At 66.6% G+C, this 15,451-nt stretch carries 9 protein-coding genes; 6 read left to right on the top strand and 3 right to left on the bottom strand.

Translation table 11 applies throughout. The features are described from left to right. Positions 1–51 precede the first annotated feature (51 nt). A complete protein-coding gene (locus PMI15_RS12170) occupies positions 52–675 on the bottom strand; it encodes a TetR/AcrR family transcriptional regulator (protein WP_007868911.1) in 624 nt (207 codons plus the stop codon). Positions 676–768: 93 nt separating this feature from the next. On the opposite strand from PMI15_RS12170, the gene PMI15_RS12165 reads away from it, so the two are divergent. Next, entirely contained in the window at positions 769–2,226 is a 1,458-nt protein-coding gene (locus tag PMI15_RS12165) for an efflux transporter outer membrane subunit (RefSeq protein WP_007868908.1), read from the top strand. Positions 2,227–2,469: 243 nt separating this feature from the next. Here PMI15_RS12165 and PMI15_RS12160 read toward each other — a convergent pair whose 3' ends face one another. Next, positions 2,470–3,279 carry a sugar phosphate isomerase/epimerase gene (locus PMI15_RS12160; protein ID WP_007868907.1) on the bottom strand — a complete coding sequence of 270 codons (810 nt, stop codon included), beginning with the start codon at positions 3,277–3,279 and terminating at the stop codon, positions 2,470–2,472. A gap of 8 nt (positions 3,280–3,287) precedes the next feature. Continuing rightward, entirely contained in the window at positions 3,288–4,337 is a 1,050-nt protein-coding gene (locus PMI15_RS12155; protein ID WP_007868906.1) for a Gfo/Idh/MocA family protein, read from the bottom strand. A 110-nt stretch (positions 4,338–4,447) separates the two neighbouring features. Here PMI15_RS12155 and PMI15_RS12150 point away from each other — a divergent pair, with 110 nt between their 5' ends. From PMI15_RS12150 to PMI15_RS12130, 5 genes are all read left to right on the top strand, one after another. Then, positions 4,448–5,374, top strand: a complete 927-nt coding sequence (locus PMI15_RS12150; protein ID WP_007868905.1) for a LysR substrate-binding domain-containing protein — start codon at positions 4,448–4,450, stop codon at positions 5,372–5,374. Positions 5,375–5,754: 380 nt separating this feature from the next. Further along, positions 5,755–6,798: an alpha/beta fold hydrolase gene (locus PMI15_RS12145; RefSeq protein WP_007868902.1), complete on the top strand. Its 1,044-nt coding sequence runs from the start codon at positions 5,755–5,757 to the stop codon at positions 6,796–6,798. A 126-nt stretch (positions 6,799–6,924) separates the two neighbouring features. Beyond that, positions 6,925–9,969, top strand: a complete 3,045-nt coding sequence (locus PMI15_RS12140) for a ShlB/FhaC/HecB family hemolysin secretion/activation protein (protein ID WP_007868900.1) — start codon at positions 6,925–6,927, stop codon at positions 9,967–9,969. Between the two features lie 10 nt (positions 9,970–9,979). Continuing rightward, positions 9,980–13,885: a filamentous hemagglutinin N-terminal domain-containing protein gene (locus PMI15_RS12135; protein WP_007868898.1), complete on the top strand. Its 3,906-nt coding sequence runs from the start codon at positions 9,980–9,982 to the stop codon at positions 13,883–13,885. Next, on the top strand, positions 13,872–15,431 hold the full coding sequence (locus PMI15_RS12130) for a lyase family protein (RefSeq protein WP_007868895.1): 1,560 nt from the start codon (positions 13,872–13,874) through the stop codon (positions 15,429–15,431). Before PMI15_RS12135 ends, PMI15_RS12130 begins: the two co-directional genes overlap by 14 nt. Positions 15,432–15,451 lie beyond the last annotated feature (20 nt).

The following is a 15,451-nucleotide window of genomic DNA, read 5'->3' as shown; positions in this document are numbered from 1 at the left end:
ACTTTCATTATGGTACTAGTGACTAAATTAGTCAATAGTCACGAATTTGCATCAAGGTGACAGGCTGCGGAGCACCAGGCTCGACAAATGCGCCGGCGCCTCCTTGTTGTAGTCAAAACTGTGTTGCAGGAGCAAGGGATTGAGGTAGGGGCGCATGACCAGGTAGATGGCCAATGCCGTCTCGTCCAGGGGGGTTTTGCGCTCGAAATCCCCGGTTTGCCGGCCTTCCTGCAAGACGTCCTGGAGCAGCTTCTGGATGCGTTCCTCGTAGGCTTGAACCGCCTGCCAGCGCTCTGTAGCGGCCGATGCGGCAATCTCGTAAAGCTTGCGGTCCTGGAAAAACAGGCGAAGGCTCGCCTCGGTCATGGCTTTAAACATCCGCCGCAGCTTCTCCGGCGGCATCTCGGCCCCGGCAATAGCCGCACTGACCTCGGCCTCAATCTCGCGCAGGCAGTTCGCGCAGATCGCTTCGCCGATGGCCTGCTTGGACTCAAAGAACTTGTAGATGTAAGCCTTGGAAAACCCGATGGCCTTGGCGAGATCGGAGACGGTCGTTTTCTCGTAGCCGTAGCGGCTGAAGTGCTCGGTGGCTGCGGTAACGATCTGGTCGCGCACGTCGTGGTCGGCCGGGCCGCGGGCGGAAACCGGATAAGTGGTCGCTTTGTCTTTGTTCATGGTCTGTAGCTTACCCGTATCCAAAGAAGTGAACAACGAGTGACCATATTGTATTATAGTCACCATATCAATTACCTGATCCGGAACAAGTCCATGTTGCCCAAACGCACCCTTGCCATCTTCATTGTTGCCGTCCTTTCGGCCGGCTGCGCCGTCGGCCCCGACTACGTCAGGCCTGATACGCCCATGCCGCAACAGTACCTGGGCCAAGCCGCGCTCGACCAGCGGCAGGCCACCACCCGCGCCGATCTCGTCACGTGGTGGACGGGTTTTGGCGATCCGCAGCTGACCCGATTTGTCTCGCTGGCGCTGGAGCAGAACCTCGATCTCGCGCAGGCGTCCGCCCGCGTCACCCAGGCGCGCGCGGAACTGGGGGCGGCAAATGCCGCATTGCTGCCTTCCGGCAATGTCAGCGGCCAGGCGGCCAGAGCCTACCAATCGCTTGAAACGCCTCTGGGCAAAGTCTTGAGCGCCAACCCCGGTTTCGACCGCCACGGCAGTTCTTACGAAGCCAATCTGGGCGCGAGCTGGGAACTGGATGTATTCGGAGGCTTGCGCCGCGGAAAGGAAGCGGCGCTTGCCGGGTACCAGGCGTCGGAGGCCGGCGCAACCGCCGTCCGGCTGGCTGTGGCGGCACAAACCGCCGACACCTACATCCTCATTCGTGGGCTGCAAACCCGCCTGGGCGTTGCCCGCCGGCAGGTGCAGACGCAGCAGCAACTGCTGTCAACCATCAAGCTTCTGTATGGGAAGGGGTTGGCGGCCGAACTTCAGGTGAGCCAGGCGGAAGGTGCGCTTGCCCAGGTTCAGGCGTCTGTGCCGATCCTTGAAGCGGGCCTGGACGTGGCCATGAACGCGCTTGACGTGATGCTGGGCTCGCCACCCGGAACGCATCGGGCGGAATTGGCCGGTGCCGATGTCATCCCTGCGGCTCCGCACATCACTGCGACAGGCTCTCCGGGTGAGTTGCTCAGGCGCCGTCCCGACCTGATTGTGGCCGAGCGCCGCCTTGCCGCATCGAATGCCCGTATCGGTGTCGCCATTGCCGAGTACTACCCCAAACTTTCCCTGGGTGGGCTGATCGGCAGCGCGACATCGGTGTCCGGCCGCAATCTGTTCACCAGCGGTGCGACTCAGGCCTCCGGCGTTCTGGGCCTGCGCTGGCGTCTGTTCGATTTTGGCCGTATCAACGCGCAGATCGACCAGGCCAGGGGCCAGGAGGCCGAGATGCTGGCCGCCTACCGGCTTGCCGTACTGCGGGCAACCGAGGATGTGGAAAACGCCTTTTCGGGTCTGGTCAAGCGCGAGGAGCAGGCTGCTGTACTTGCCCAGGGAGTCGACTCTCTGAGCCGCGCGCGGGCAGCATCGTTTGCAGCGTATCAAAAAGGTGTACTGAGCCTGATCGAAGTCCTGCAGGCTGACGAAAACCTGTTGCGCGCCTCCGATGCGCGAGCGCAGGCGCAAACCGAATCCGCACGCGCGGCAGTTGCGGCGTTCAAAGCGCTCGGCGGCGGCTGGCAACCCCAGGAGTCCACGGTAGCCGCCAGATAACAAGCCATGGCGCGCGCGCCCCAGGCTGCTGGGACCGCCCCTTGGAAGCGGCGGACGCGCACACGCGGCTCTTGTACGCCAGAGGAAAGGAGATCGACCCCGGCTTTCCTCTCCACCAGGAGGAGGGAAGCGAAGTCCTTGTGATGTGCGGCATGCCGGCATCCGGCAAGGACACCTGGGTGCGCAACAACGCCAAGGCAAGGCCATGCAGGGTTGGCGCCCGCCGCGCCTCACCCCGCTATTTCACCGCGACGGCCGCCAGGACTTCAGCAGCTCCCGCGACGCGGCGCAGGCCCGCGCGGCGCGTTGCGGCAGTCCCAGCTCCGGATGGGTTTTGCCGGTGGGCACTTCGACCGACAAAGGGATGTCGCCCGGCAAGGCATCCAGGTAGTCCCTCAGCGGCAACTCGCCCTCGCCCGGAAACAAACGCCCCTGGCGCGCCTCATCCGTGATGCCGGCGTCGGTCGGGTCCTTGAGCGGCGCATCGCACAGCTGTACCGAGCCGAGCAGGGCGGCCGGAATATCGCGCAGCATGGCAGCCGTCCCCCCGGACCGGTACAGGTGCAGCATGTCCACCAGCAGCCTGCCGTTGGGCCGCGCCGCGCGCGTGACGATCTCCAGCGCCTGCGGCAGTGTGCCGACGATGCGAAAGCGCATGAACTCCAGGTCCACCCCCATGCCGACACCGGCGGCGAGGTCGCACAGCGCACCGAAGTTTCCAGCCAGGCGGCCGAAGTCGGCGTCGTCGCCCGAGACGCTGAGCCGCCGTGCGCCCAGCTCGGCGGCCATCGCCACGGTGGCCGCGTAGTCGTCCACGCGCAGCTGCGGCGCGATCGAGAGAAACTCCACGTCATGCACGCCGACGCCGGCATCGGCCATGCGGCGGCGCCATTCGATCATGGTGGGCCGGCTCAGCGGATAAGACACGCCGCCGGGCACGACGGGAAAGACGCGTATGCCGACCTTCTGGTAGCCGGCCTGGGCCGCGAGATCGAAGAAGGCGGGCGGCGCCGCGTCCAGCACGGTGAGATGGGCCAGTGACAGCGGGGTCATGGCGTTTCTCAAGCCGGCAGCGCGACCGCGCGCCCGGTTGTGGCCGCCTGTGTCACCGCCAGGGTCGCCTCCAGCGTGCGGAACCCGTCCTGCGCCGAACACACGGGCGCTTCGCGGCCCTCGATGAGCGCGGCGAAGTGGCGTATCTGTTCGGTGTAGGGGCAGCCTGTGTGCAGGGCGGTGCGCTCCATGGTCAGCGGGTCGTGCCAGCCCTGGGCGTCGCCCTGGTCCTGGCGGTAGCGCCAGACTTCCAGGCGCGGCAGGGTCAGCGAACCTTCCGTGCCTGAATAGAAATGCGCGTTGATGTCCTGGCGCGGGAAGCGCTCCGCCTCGCCGGCGGCCAGGTCCCAGTTCCAGGGCGCGGCCGCCGTGTCCGACACGGTGACCGTGCCCAGCGCGCCGTTGCGAAAGCGCAGCGCGACCACCGCGGTGTCCTCGACGCCAAAGCTGCGCACCGCGCTGGAAGCCAGGGCCTGCACGCTGTCGATTTCGCCGTAGAGGTGGCGCATCAGGTCGATGTCGTGGATCAGGTTGATCAGGATGGGGCCGCCGCCCGGCTCGCGGCGCCAGGCCACGTCGAAGTAATCGCGCGGCTTGAGCCAGGTGCACATCACCGTGGCGCTGACCGGCCGGCCCAGCGTGCCGGCGGCCACGATGGCCTTGGCCTTGCGCATGATGGGGTTGTGGCGGCGTTGGTGGCCCACCAGCACCGGCAACCCGGTGGCGCGCGAGGCTTCGCAGATGCGCCGTCCGTCGGCCAGGGTGTCGGCGATGGGTTTTTCGACCAGCACAGCGGCGCCATGCGCCAGGCAGTCGAGCGTGATCTGGGCGTGCGTCACGTTGGGTGTCGCGACGATCACACCCCTCGGTCTGGTTTCAGCCAGCAGGCTCTGGTGGTCGGGGAAGCAGGGGACGCCGATGGAGCGCGCGAAGTCGGCGGCCGCCGGTGTCGGGTCGGCGACGCCGGCCAGTTCAACATCCGGGCTTTTGCGCACGCGGTCTATATGGGTCACGCCGATCAGGCCGGCGCCGATCACGGCGATGGGGAGTTTGCTCATGGGATTTTGCCGATAGGGGGCTGCGATGGGGTGGAGTCTAGTAACAACAAATAAATCTACAACCGGCAAATAGTTGAGTCATATTCAACGAACTGTTGATAATCACGGCCATGGACCTGAAAGACCTGGAAGTGTTTTGCGAGGTGGTTCGTCGCTCCGGCTTTGCCGCCGCTTCGCTGGAGATCGGGACCACGCCGGCGCACATCAGCAAGCGCATAGGCATCCTGGAGTCGCAGCTGGGTGTGCGCCTGTTCCACCGCACGACGCGACGCGTGGTGATCACCGAAGACGGCGAGCGCGCCTACCAGTGGGCGCGGCGCATCCTCGACGACACCAACGCGATGTCCGAGGCCTTCAGCAGTGCCAAGAGCGAGCCCTCGGGCCAGCTGCGCATCGCCACCAGCCAGCGCCTGGGCCGCGAACATGTGGCGCCCATACTGTCCGCGCTCGGCCAGCGCCATCCCCGCCTCGAGTTCTGGCTCGAACTGCTGGACAGGCGCGTGGACCTGGTCAGCGAGAACTTCGACCTCGACATCCGCGTCGGCGACCCGGCCCAGCCGCAGCTCATTGCCCAGCGCCTGGTCGAGAGCTGGCGCGTCCTGTGCGCGTCGTCCGAGTACCTGGCGCGGCGCGGCCACCCCCGATCGGTGGCCGAACTGGCCGAACACGAATGTCTGCTGTACCGCGAGCGCGAGCAGCCCTTCGGCACCTGGCGCCTGACGGGGCCCAAAGGGCCGGAGTCCGTCAAGGTGACCAGCCGCTTCAGCTCCAACTACAGCGACGTGGTGAAGAGCTGGAGCATGGACGGGCAGGGCATCTGCCTGCTGTCGATCTGGGATGTCGCCCAGCCCCTGCTCGACGGGCGTCTGGTGAGGGTGCTGCCCACACACCACGAACCGGCCGATGTCTGGGCCATGACCAGCACCCGCTCGGCCGGCTCGGCCAAGGTCAGGGTCTGCGTCGAGTTCCTCAAGGAGCAGTTGGTGCGGGGCCCGCACGCGCTGCAGATAGGCGCGCGCTCGCCACGGTCCGCCTAAGCCGCTAACCAAGGCCCTTTCTGGCGGCCCGCGGTTTTTTTACACGTTGTATTTCGACCGCATGCGGCGCCCGCGTGGCGTTGGCGGGCTTTCCCGCCCATGGGAAGGGGGAGATACCCCTTTGTTGGATACTTTAAAAGTATCAACTATCGCGAATCAAGATATTTTACATGCTGCACATGCCTTCCTAGAATCGCCGAAAACAGCGCTGGGATTTGCAAGTTGTTACAGATTGCCGCTCCCAGTCGCCAGCAAAAAGCTCGTCAAGGAAACGCTGGATCCGTGATCCATTTGTGCCGCATATAGCCGGGAAACCGGCATTCGGGCACGAAGCGTGAGGCCTTGTCGATGCACATGTTTTCGACAAGGTGGGATCCGATATGACGTGCATTCGCAATAGGTGGTTACAAGTCGTGGTGGCCATGGGGCTGGCCTTCCTCTGTGTGCGCCTTTTTGCCGCGGCCGACAAGGCCGGCGGCGAGCCGCCCCGGGAGCAGGTGATTGACCTGGAAACCGCGGGCACGTCGTATCCCTTTGCGGTTTATTCCAACATCGACCTGCGACGGCCGGACCCCGGCATCCAGCGCGCCGTGGTTTTTGTGCATGGCGTGCAGCGCGATGCCGACCGCTACTTCGGCGTGGGCCTGGGGCTGCTGCAGGCCGCGCGGCTGGACGCATCCAGCACCGTGTTGCTGGTGCCCCACTTCCTGACGGCGTCGGACCCGTCGCCGGACGGCCGGATTCCGCTCTGGCGCGGCGGCAACTGGATGCAGTGCCAGGAGTCCCGCGGCAAGGAGGCCATCAACTCCTGCGGCGTGCTCGACGACATCGCCCGCTACCTGAGCGCTGGCAAACGGTTCCCCGTGCTCAAGGAAATCGTTTTTATCGGCCACTCGGCCGGCGGCCAGCTGATGCAGCGTTATGCCGTGCTGAACAACAGCGAGGAGGCGCTGCGCAAGGCGGGCATACGCGTGCGTTATGTGGTCTCCAGCCCGTCCTCCTATCTGTACCTGGACGCCAACCGTCCCGAGGGCGACGACTTCAAGCCGGTGAACAGCATCCTCTGCCCCGGCTACAACAATTTCCGCTACGGCCTGGGCAACATGGTTCCCTACGGCCAGGGCCTGGACGGCGAACAGCTGTTCAAGCGCTATGCGGCGCGCGAAGTCCTCTACCTGGTGGGCGCGCAGGACAACGACCCGGCCTACGAGTCCCTCGACAAATCCTGCGGCGCCGCCATGCAGGGCACGGACCGCCTGAACCGGCACAGGAACTACATGCGCTACGAACAATTTTTGGCCCGCAAGTGGAGCACGCCCGTGGCGCGCGCGGTCATGGTGGTGCCGGACGCCGGCCACGAGGCGGCCGAAATTTTTGAATCGCGTGACGTCGCCGCAAAAATTTTCCAGGCCGCCGGCAACTAGCGAAGAGCAGGGACAGCACAAGGACACACAGGGAAAAACAGGGACACGCCGAAACGCGGGCGCAAGAAGAAAAAACAGAAGAAGGCCCCACGGCGTGAACACAACAACAAGACAGAAAACGACACCATGAAATCCTCACACCTTGCCGCGCCCCGGCAAAAAATCCTCGCGTCGCAGATCTGCGCGATGCTGGCCGCCGCGCCCCTCACCGTGCCATTTGCCGTCCACGCGCAAACGCCGCCCAGCGCCGGCACCCTGTTCGACGCGAACCGGCAGCAGCTGTCGCCCGCGGAAACCAGCGGCGCGCCGGCCGCCGTGCAGCGCCCCGCGCGCATCGAGAAAGAAACGGAAGGCAGCGATGAGGGCCAGGGCCTTTCCGCGGGCGGGCCGGGCGTGCAGGTCACCGGCTTTGTGCTGAGCGGCAACCGGTCCCTGCCGGCTCCCGAGCTGCAGGCCGAACTGCAGGAGTTTGTCGGCCGCGAGCTGGACTTCGCCGGGCTGGGAAAGGCCGCCGCCAAGATCACGGCCCATTACCGCGCGCGCGGCTACCTGGTGGCGCGCGCCTACCTGCCCGCCCAGGAAATACAGGGCGGTGTGGTCGCCCTCGGCATCCGTGAAGGTGTCATTGGCCGGGTGGTGGCCGAGCCCGACGCCAATGTGCGCCTGAACCCGGAGCTGATAGGCCGGCACCTCGCGGGGCTGCAGCCGGGCGAGGTGATCCAGGAAAGCGACCTGGAAAATACGCTGCTGCGCCTGTCCGACATCGCCGGCATGACGGTCAAGGCGGTGCTGCGCCCGTCGGCGGAGCCGGGAGCCACCGATGTCATCGTCAAGCTCAGCGAGATGAGCGCGATCACCGCGCGCGTGAGCATAGACAACGGCGGCAGCTTTTACACGGGCGCCAATCGCCTGTCCGCCAACCTGAGCCTCAACGACGCGCTGGGCATGGGCGAAAGCTTCAGCTTCAACACGCAGCAGACTTTTGAAGGCCTGCGCATCGCCGGCGTCGGCTACCAGCAGCCTTTGGGCACGACGGGCCTGACGGTGGGCGCGAACTTCGCGGGCCTGCAGTACAACATCGGCAAAAACCTCAAGGAGGTCCAGGCCAGCGGCGAAGCCCGCATCAGCACGCTGTTCCTCAACGCCGCGCTGCTGCGCAGCCGGCGTGCCAACATCAACGCCTCGCTGGCGGCGGAATACCGGCATTTCCAGGACACCACAGGCGGCACCACCGTCGATAAATCCGCCCATGTGCTGAGCGCGGGCTTGTCCGGCGACTGGCGCGACGATTGGGCGGGCGCGCCGGCCGGCAACAGCTGGAACGCACGCGTGGGCATGGGCCACCTGAAAAAAGAAACCGCCAACGACGCCGCGCTGGACCGCTTCACGGCCAATGCGGCCGGCGACTACAAAAAACTCAACCTGTCGTTCAGCCGCCAGCAGCAACTGGGCGGCGGCTTCTCCCTGCTGGGCTCCGTCAGCGCGCAGTATGCCGACAAGAACCTGGACGCGTCGGAAAAAATGAGCCTGGGCGGCTCCAATGGCGTGCGCGCCTACCCGGCCGGCGAGGCCGCCGGCGACCAGGGCATGCTGGCCCGGCTGGAGTTGCGCAAGACCCTGGGCGTCGTCGGCAACTCGGTGGTGGAAGGCGCGCTGTTCGCCGACGCGGGGCGCGTGACCATCAACAAAAAGCCCTGGGACGCCAGCGAAAACCGCGCGAGCCGCTACGGCTACGGCGTGGGCCTGAATGTCTACAACAAGGACCTGGTGTTCAATGCGAGCATCGCGATGTCGCCCGGCGTCAACCCGACCAGCGAACCGAAAAGCGCGCGCCGCCTGTGGCTGTCGGTCTCGGGGTCGCCCCAGGCCTTCACCGGCCTGGCCTCCAGCAGCAGCGGCGGCAACCGCGGCGAGGACTTCGAGGAAGCGCAGGACGGCATGCTGTTTTACGGCTCGCTGGGCATCATCCCCGAATACGTGAGCCGCTCGGACTCCACGCCCGCGGCGCCCGCCGACCAGAGCAGGTTGGCCACGCCCAACGGGCGCAATATGTCGGGCTTCTGGCGCGCGCGCGACAACGTTTCTTATGTAGGCGCGCGCGGCGGCATCCCGATTTACGAGCAGTGGAAGCTGCTGTGGCAGCTGGAGCTGGGCCTGTCGCTGAGCGCGGGCGCCGCGGGCGTGGACGCCTCGCCGGACTGGACGCACCGGCAGGAGCTGCGCAACACCGGCGTGGCCGTCGCCCATCCCGACGCCGGCACCGCAATGTACGGTAACTGGGATATGCCTCTCAAGGAAAGCACCTCTTCCTTCGACCCCTTCGGCGGCACCACCAGCGCGGCCCACTACAACATCATCGGCTCGCCGGGTTTCGCCACCAGCATCGCCCGGAACTCGGGGCCCGTAGGCACGGCGGCGGTGAACAACAACGACGATACCGCCTTCAACCGCCGCCAGGCCGGCATGTACGGCTACTGGACGCCGAAGATGAACGGCTTCCAGCTCAAGCTGGCGTATTCGAACAACGGCATGAAGGCCGCGCCCGACGTGGACACCGGCTACCTCTACGGCGGCAGCCTGTCCTATGAGAACGGCGGCTTCTCCGCCGTGGTGGCCGCCGAGCAGCACATCAACTACTTCGGCATCGCCAGCCTGGGCCGCAACGCGCGCGGCGTCGGCACCAATACCCACGTCACGCAGGGCACCACGTCGGACGACTACAGCGTGCGCTACGGCGTGGCCTACGACTTCGGCGACACCAAGGTCTCGCTGATCGCCGACGAGCTGCGCTATGCCGAATCCGGCGTCGTCAACACCAGCGTCACCTCCAGCGACATGTCCAGCTACCGCCGCCGCGCCTACATGGTCGGCGTCACCCACAAGATAGGCGCCTGGCAACTGCGCGCCAGCCATGCCAAGGCCTTCGCGGGCGACTGCACCATGATTTCCGGCAACGGCGTGACCTGCTCCACCGACGGCATGGGCGCGACCTCCCAGGCCATCGGCTTTTCCTACAACTGGAGCAAGCAGGTCAGGATCTTCGGCCAGTACGTGGTGCTGCGCAACCAGCCGCTGGCCAACTACAACTACGCCGTCGCCGGCGTGTTCGGTACCTCCGGCGTCGGCACCACGATTCGCGCTATCGGTGTCGGTATCAACTACACATTCTGAGGGGCTCGCCATGACACACCAACCTTCCCCGGCTTTTTCCATGCATTCGGCCCGTAAACACCGCCCGGCGCTGACGCCGCTGACGGCCGCCATCCTGTCGGCGCTGTGCAGCATCTATCCGCTGCGGGCGTATGCGCTGGACCCCGGCGCCCTGCCGACCAACGGCCAGGTCACGGCCGGCAGCGGCAGCATCAGCCAGAGCGGCAACGTCATGAACGTGGTGCAAGGCAGCGACCGCATGGCCGCCACCTGGAACACCTTCAACATCGGCAGCGCGGCCAGGGTCAATTTCGCGCAGCCCTCGGCCTCGTCGGTGGCGCTCAACCGCGTCACCTCCAGCGACGCCTCGCAGATCATGGGCCAGCTCAATGCCAACGGGCAGGTCTACCTGATCAACCCCTCGGGCATCCTGTTCGGCCAGGGCTCGGCCGTCAACGTCGGCGGCCTGGTGGCCAGCTCGCTGAACCTCTCCGACGCCAGCTTCATGGCCGGCAACAACCGTTTTGAAGCCGGCGGCTCGGGCGGCGCCGTGATCAACCAGGGCAGCATCGTCGCGGCCGACGGCGGTTACGTGGCCTTGCTGGGCGCGCAGGTGCGCAACGAGGGCAGCATCACGGCCCGCCTGGGCAGCGTCATGCTGGGCGCCGGCGAAAAAGTCACGCTGGACTTCAATGGCGACGGCCTGATCAATATGCAGGTCAGCGACCCTTCGCTGGGCGCCAGCGTGGTGAACCAGGGCCTGCTCAAGGCCAACGGCGGCGTGGTCGTCATGTCGGCGCGCTCCGGCGACGCGCTGCTGTCCAATGTGGTCAACAACGAGGGCGTGATCGAGGCGACCAGCCTGCAGCGTCGCAACGGCGCCGTGCTGCTCGACGGCGGCGGCGCGGGTGTCGTCGCGGTGAGCGGCCGTGTCGATGTCTCGGGCCGCGGCGCCGGCGAAACCGGCGGCAGCTTCAAGGCCCTGGGCCAGTACGTCGGCGTGTTCGACGGCGCGCGCATCGACGCCTCGGGCGACGCCGGCGGCGGCACCGTGCTGGTCGGCGGCAACTACCAGGGCAGCGGCGCCGAGCGCCAGGCCGTCGGGACTTTCATGGGCGAAGACGCCCGCATCCACGCCGACGCGATCAGCAGCGGCGACGGCGGCAAAGTCATCCTGTGGTCCACCGACAGCACGCGCTTTCATGGTGGCATCACCGTGCTGGGCGGCGGCCAAACCGGCAGCGGCGGCCTGGTCGAGACCTCGGGCCACCACCTGGACGCGACGGGCTCGGTGGACATCAGCGCGGCCTCCGGCAAGGGCGGCACCTGGCTGATAGATCCCTACAACATCAACATCACAAGCACGGCAAGCGTCGGTGCGACCTCGAGCTCGCCCTTCACCTCCAGCGGCGCGGCCAGCTCCAACCTGAGCTCGGCCGTCCTCAACGCGTCGCTGTCCGAAGGCGCCAACGTGATTGTCCTGACCTCCGCCGTCGGCGGCACCTCGGGCGACATCAACGTGCTGGACAACGTCAAGGGGGTTGGCAATGCCTCGCTGACCCTGCAGGCGCACCGCAACATCATCATCGGCAGTCGCACCATCTCCAACGGCACCGGCAAGAGCCTCAACGTCACGCTATCCTCCAATTTCGCCAACAACGGCAACGGCTCGGTGGCCCTGACGGGCAGCACCATCAGCACCAACGGCGGGTCCATCACCATCAGCGGCGGCACCAATCCGCTGACCGGCTATGCCGCCACCAACCAGAGCGGCGCCTCGGGCGTGGCAATCACCGGGGGCAGCATGCTGAGCACCAGCGGCGGCAACATCACGATACGCGGCGCCTCCACCTCGACAAGCTCCAGCACCAGCGCGGTGAATATCTCCGGCTCTACGCTCAATGCCGGCGGCGGCAACATCGCCATCCTGGCCAACGTCGCCAGCGCCAGCGGAACCGGCGACGCCTTTGTGCTCACCGGCGGCAGCAATGTTCTGACCAGCGGCGCCGGCTCCATCACGGTGGACAGCACCAACCTGGGCAGCGGCAACGGCACGCGCATCTTCAGCACCAACAACACCCTGGCTGCCAGCGGCTCCGGCGACCTGACGATCAGGGGCAACGCGACTTCCGGCTTTGGCGTGCTGATCTGCTCGACCGCCAGCACCTCCTCGCAGCAACTCACCGTGGGCAGCGGCAACCTGACCGTGCAGGCCAATTCCAACGGCTTTGCCGGTTCCGGCCGCGGCGTTTACCTGGCGGCCTCGGGCACCGGCGGCGTGGTGCTCAATGCCACGGCCGGCGGTGCGATCACGCTGGGCGGAAGCAGCACCGGCAGCTACGGCACGGTGCTCAATTCGACGGGCTCGGGATCCTCCATCAGCATTTTCTCGGACGGCGCCATCACGGTGGCCGGCAACACCTCGGGCGGCACCACGCCCGCGCTGGGGCTGCTGAGTTCGGGCAGCGGCGCCAGCGCGGCCACCGCCTCCAGGGTCAACATCAGCAGCACCGCCGGCGCGCTCAAGCTGCTGGCCAACAACAGCGTGGTCAATCCGACCACCGGCTCGTTCAAGGCCGTGTCGCTGGATGCCAGCGGCACCTACGCCAGCATCAACCTGGGCACGCAGTCGGGTGCGCTGACGCTGGATGGCACCAGTTATTCGGGCCGAGGCGTCGACATCGCGCCCTCCGGTGCCAATGCGGCGATCAACATCAGCACCGGCAGTGGCGCCATCGCCGTCAACGGCAACAGCACCAGCAGTTTCGGCGGCTACGGCATCTTCCTGAACTCCACCGGCAACTCGAACGGTGTCAGCGTCACCACCGTAAGCGGTGACATCACCTTCCGCGGCGACTCCATAGGCACCTCGGACGCCATCTCGCTGGGCGGCAGCGCTTCGAGCACCAACTCGGTCAACAACATTGCCTCTCAGGGCGGCAACATCATGCTGGTCGGCAACTTCCACTCACCCAACGTCGGCGAGCTGGACCACGGCATCGCCATCCAGAACGTCGCCAACCGCATCCAGACCACGGGCGCCGGTAATGTGACGCTGGTCGGCAATGCCGCCGACCAGGGCAACGGGGTCAGCATCTACGGCGGCGGCAAGGCGCTGGTCAGCGTCGAGAACGGCGCGCTCGCGATCACCGGCAGCAGTGTCTACGGCGACGGCGTGGGCGTGCTGACCGGCAACAACGTCATACGCGCCACCGGCAGCGGTACGGTGAGCGTGGCCGGCAGTTCCACCTACGGCAGCGGTGTCACCATCTACCCTTCCACGGCGACCAGTTCCGCCGCCATCTCCACGGTGTCGGGCAAGCTCTCGGTCACGGGCAACAGCGGCGCGGCCTCCACCGCGCCGGCGGTCCTGCTGCGCAGTGCGGCCTCGGGCGCCGCCAACGGCGTCAGCATCACCTCGGGCAGCGGCGACATCGACATCCAGGCGACGACCGCCGGATCCGGCGAGGGGCTCTCCATCGTCGGCAGCAGCCCCAATGCCTTCAACACCGTCAGCACGGGCGGCGACGGCAGCCTGCGCGTTTCGGGCTCGGGCGGCAGCTACGGCGTGCGCATAGACGGCGGCACCAACAAGCTGCAGGTGGAGAACGGCCTGCTGCTCATCAGCGCCAGCGCGCCTAACGGGCAGGCCTTCAGCCAGTCCTCGGATGTCACGACGATTGCCGCCACCGGCTCCGGCACCGTGCTGCGCAGCCTGGGCGGCACCATCAACAACAGCCTGACCAGCACGGCGTCGGCCGCCGCCACCGCCGCGCTGCAGACCGAAATGGCCGGCGGCGACTGGATGGCGCCGCTGGCGGGCGACATCGCGACGCCGCCCCCCGGAACCGGCACGGACAGGCTCACCATTTCCGTGCTGTCGCCCGGCGCCGATCTCAACGCATCCGCCGCGGGCAAAGACGATGCGACGCCTTGAGCCCGCGTCCACGGCGGCGACCATCCGCTTCATGCCGCCGCGCCGCACCGGGCGGCTGGTGCTGCTTGCGTTGCTGCTGGCATCGCTGTGCGGGGCGGCCGTCGCCGCGGACAAAACCCCCGGGAAGGTCGAGCACGACAATTTCCATTTCCTCGGTGAGATGAACAAGGCCTCCACTGTGATGGTGGTGGAGACCCGGATCGTCCCGCCCGAGCTCGGCAAAAAAATCGCGCGGGCGGTCGACCAGGTGATCAGGAACGGCAACCAGCCCGGCGCCAAGCGCCCGGGGGACTATCTGCAGTATGAACCGCTGATCCTGGCGCTGGCCGGCCCGGACGGCTCGCGCATGCATTCAGGCCGCAGCCGCCAGGACATGCTGTCCACCACGCGGCGCCTGATGCAGCGCGAGCGCGCGCTGGCCCTGATGGCCGCGATGATCCAGTCGAAAGCGCAGCTGCTGGCCGTGGCCGAGAAAAACCTGGACACCATCGTGCCGGCCTATACCAATGGCGTGCAGGCCCAGCCCACCACCTACGCGCACTACCTGCTGGCCTTCGCCTCGGTTTTCGGGCGCGACAGCGCGCGCCTGAAGGAAGCCTACGCGCGCCTCAACCTGAGCCCGCTGGGCGCGGGTGTGCTCGGCACCTCGAGCTTTCCGGTCAACCGTGAGCGACTGGCGGAACTGCTGGGTTTTGACGGCGCGCTGGAAAACTCCTACGACGCGGCCCAGCTCGGCGCGCTGGACCAGGGTGTGGAACTGGTGGGCCTGTGCAGCAACGCGGCACTGATGATGGGCGTGCTGGTGCAGGACATGCACACCCAGTACCACCAGACCGCTCCCTGGATCACCATCCGGGAAGGACGGCTCACCGGCACGAGCAGCATCATGCCGCAAAAGCGCAACCCCTATGCCCTCAACACGCTGCGGCTGCAGGCCAGCGAGGTGGTGGGCCGCGCCTTCACCTACCAGCTGGAGGCGCACAACGTCACGCCCGGCATGCCCGACTACAAGCGCGACCAGGTCGAAAAAACCCTGGAGCTCACGACCGATGCCTTTGTGAAGCTGGCCGACCTGATGAACAACCTCGTCATCGACCGCAGCCGCGCCCTGCAGGAAGTCGAAGCCGACTATTCCACCACCACCGAGCTGGCCGACATCCTGCAGCGGGACGCCGACGTCCCCTTCCGTGTCGGCCACCATTTCGCCTCGGAACTGGTCAACCACGGGCGCGCCCACAAGCTCAAGCCCGCCGAGATTCCCTTTGATACCGTGAGGCAGCTGTATGCCGAAGCGGTCAAAACCTTCAAGTTCCCGCGTACGGAATTCCCGCTGACGCAGGAGCGCTACCAGGCTTCGCTGACCGCGCAGAACATGCTGGCCTCGAGCAAGGGCCTGGGCGGCCCGCAGCGCGCGGAGACCGCCAGGATGCTCGCGGCCGAGAAGAGCCGGATGGAACAGGATGCCGCCTGGCTCAAGGCGCAGGAGGAAAAACTCGCGCTCGCCCAGGACCGGCTGGACCGCACTTTTTCCGGGCTGTTCCAGTGAGCCCGGCGTCGGCAACGGCG

The organism is Polaromonas sp. CF318 (genome assembly GCF_000282655.1).
Lineage (GTDB): Bacteria > Pseudomonadota > Gammaproteobacteria > Burkholderiales > Burkholderiaceae_C > Polaromonas.
This window is presented reverse-complemented; position numbering and strand designations above follow the sequence as displayed.